The 2850-nt window shown below is 69.7% G+C and carries 2 protein-coding genes and 1 pseudogene; all 3 read left to right on the plus strand.

Going from position 1 to position 2850, the window contains the following annotated elements; genetic code table 11:
- Positions 1-241, plus strand: a pseudogene (locus tag AB0M20_RS35990) (hypothetical protein); the annotation flags it as partial.
- A gap of 206 nt (positions 242-447) precedes the next feature.
- Positions 448-1587: an acyltransferase gene (locus tag AB0M20_RS35995; protein WP_364305070.1), complete on the plus strand. Its 1140-nt coding sequence runs from the start codon at positions 448-450 to the stop codon at positions 1585-1587.
- A 53-nt stretch (positions 1588-1640) separates the two neighbouring features.
- Positions 1641-2850: hypothetical protein (locus AB0M20_RS36000; RefSeq protein WP_364305072.1), on the plus strand; the 1210-nt coding region annotated here is incomplete at its 3' end.

The raw sequence follows: 2850 nt of genomic DNA on the forward strand, positions 1-2850 counted from the left end.
GGTGACCGACGCCGAGCGGCGGGCCGGTCAGCAGCTGAAGGACAACAGTGGAGAGCTGACCGACCGGGTGAAGGACGCCGCCGGTGAGCTCAAGGACGACCTGTCCGGCACGGTCCAGGAGGCCGCGCAGCAGGTGAAGTCGACGGCACAGGACGCCGCCGCGACCACCAAGCAGCAGGCGCAGTCGTCCGCGCAGGACGCGGCCCAGCAGTCGAAGCAGGCCGCGCAGGAAGTTCGATAGCGGTACCGCAGTCTCGAGGGCCGGGCGAATTCCAGTTCGCCCGGCCCTCAGCATGCTTGTGACACCGGCGTGGGTGGTTCCGTCCACGGCGGAGGACGGCCGCCGAGGTTGCGGCACGGATGGACGACTCTGTGGCCCGAACGGCCTTCGTCCCTTCGAGTGACAGGGGTCCCGCTGTGATCCCGCCGCTCTCTAGCCTGTCCCGCATGACGACGGTGGATGGTGCGAAATCCGGGTTGTACGGAACGAAAGCGAAACCGGAGACACCATCCCGCGACCGGTACTTCGACGCGCTGCGGGCGGCGGCGATCGTCCGGATCGTCTTCTACCATACCTTCGGGTACGGCTGGCTGTCGCTGATCTTCCCGTCGATGGGCGTGATGTTCGCGCTGGGCGGCTCGCTGATGTCCAAGTCCGTCGACCGGTCCGCGGAGCAGGCCATCACCGGCCGCCTGCGCCGCTTGCTGCCCGCCCTGTGGGTCTTCGGCGCGGTGGTGATCCCGGCGATGTTCCTGGCCGGCTGGACCCACCGGCCGGACTGGACGCGGTTCCTGATGTGGGCGGTGCCGCTGGTCGAGCCGCCGTCGTCGGAGTGGGCGGCGCCGGCCACCGGGGTGCTCTGGTATCTGGTCGCGTACCTCTGGCTGGTGCTTCTCTCGCCGGTGCTGCTGCGGATGTACCGGCGGCGGCCGCTGGCCACGATCATCGTCCCGCTGATCCTGCTGTTCGCGTGGGACAGTCTCCCGGTGCCGGTGGGGCACCATGTCGGGTCGGCGGTGACCGACGTGCTGACATTCACGTCGTGCTGGGTGCTCGGGTTCGCCCACCGAGCGGGTGACCTGCGCAAGATCCGGTTCGCTGTGCTCGTACCCATGGCCGCCGTCCTGGTCGCGGCGGGACTGGCGTGGACCGTGATGCACCCGGGTGACGAGGGGATCGACCTGGCGAACGAGCCGATCGCGTACGGGATCTACTCGCTCGGATTCACGGTGCTGCTGATGCGGATCTCGCCGTCGATGGTGTGGCTGCAGAGGCGCCGGATGCTCAACGGGCTGGTGAACTTCTGCAACGCGCGGGCCGTGACGATCTACCTCTGGCACAACGTGGCGATCACGTTTTCCCTGGTCATCGTCGGGTACCTCGAGGGCGACGGCGTCAGCGTGTGGCTGGAGAACGCCGGCATGATCGGCTTCTTGCTCGTGTTGCTGGCCGGCTGCGTGGCCGTTTTCGGCTGGGTGGAGGACGTCGCCGCCCGCCGCCCGGTCCAACTGCTGCCATGGCACCGGGTCCCGGCCGGCCGGCCGCGTAAGGACACCCCGGAGTGGTGTGGCCCGGTCTGGTTTTGACGTGCTGAGTAAGCTTCCGCTCGAGGTCGCGGTCGTTGCCATAGGAGCTCACGGTGTCGCAGGCAGAAACGCGTACCGATCCCGGGACCGAGGACCAGCCGCCGGTCCAGGTGACCGTTCCGGCGCCGCGGCCGGCCGCCGACGACCTGATCGAGGCGCTGCCCGCCCCCGCTGAGCCGGCCTCCACCGAACCGGCCCTCGCCGAACCGGCACCCGCTGAGCCGGCCCTCGCCGAGCCGGCCCTCGCCGAGCCGGCCCTCGCCGAGCCGGCCCCGGTCCGGCGTCGCCGGACGGGCCTGTGGGCGGGTCTGCTGGCGGTCACGCTCTACATCGAGCTCCGCCTGATCTGTCTGCTGGTCACCATGTCGTTCGCGGATGCGCGGCACATCGACCTGTGGGACCTGCTCGGCAAGTACGACGCGGGGTGGTATTCGCAGATCGCCAACCACGGCTACGACCCGTTCCTCAAGCTGGCCCCCGACTACGGCCTGGCCGTGACGAACCTGGCGTTCTTCCCGCTGTTCCCCGGCCTGATGGCGCTGCTCGACCCGATCCTGCCCGCCGGCGCGGGCACCGCGGGCATCTGGATCGCCTGGATGTCCGGAGCGGCCGCGGCCGCCGGCCTCTACAAGATCGGCAGCCATCTGCGCAACCGGCCCACCGGCGTGATGCTCGCGGCGGTCTGGGCGGTCATCCCGCACGCCCTCGTCGAGTCGATGGCCTACTCCGAGAGCCTGTTCACCGCGCTCGCCGCCTGGTCGTTGTACGCCCTGCTCCGCCGCCGGTGGCTGCTCGCCGGCCCGCTCTGCCTGCTCGCCGGGCTCACCCGCCCGACCGCCGCGGCCCTGATCCTGGTGGTCTGCCTGAGCGCCCTGATCGCGATCGTGCGACGCCGGGACGGCTGGCGTCCATGGGTGGCCGGCGTCACCGCCCCGCTGGGCTTCCTCGGATATTTCTGGTGGGTCGGCAACCGCCTGGGCCGGTGGGACGGCTATTTCATCGTCCAGGACGACGCCTGGGGCCTGCGGTACGACAACGGCGCCTACTCGATGGAGAACATCCGCCTCCTGCTCACCGAGTCCGGTCCGATGGCCCTCTGGATGGTCACCATCGTCCTGCTCGCGGCCCTCGCGCTGATCGCCGTGTTGATCGTGGACCGGTGGCCCTGGCAGCTGTGGCTCTACGGCCTCGTCTTCTTCGCGATGACGTTCTTCGGCGACGGCTACTTCAACTCCAAGGCGCGGTACATGGTCCCCGCCTTCA

It is taken from the genome of Actinoplanes sp. NPDC051633, assembly GCF_040681735.1.
In the GTDB taxonomy this organism is placed as follows: Bacteria; Actinomycetota; Actinomycetes; order Mycobacteriales; family Micromonosporaceae; genus Actinoplanes.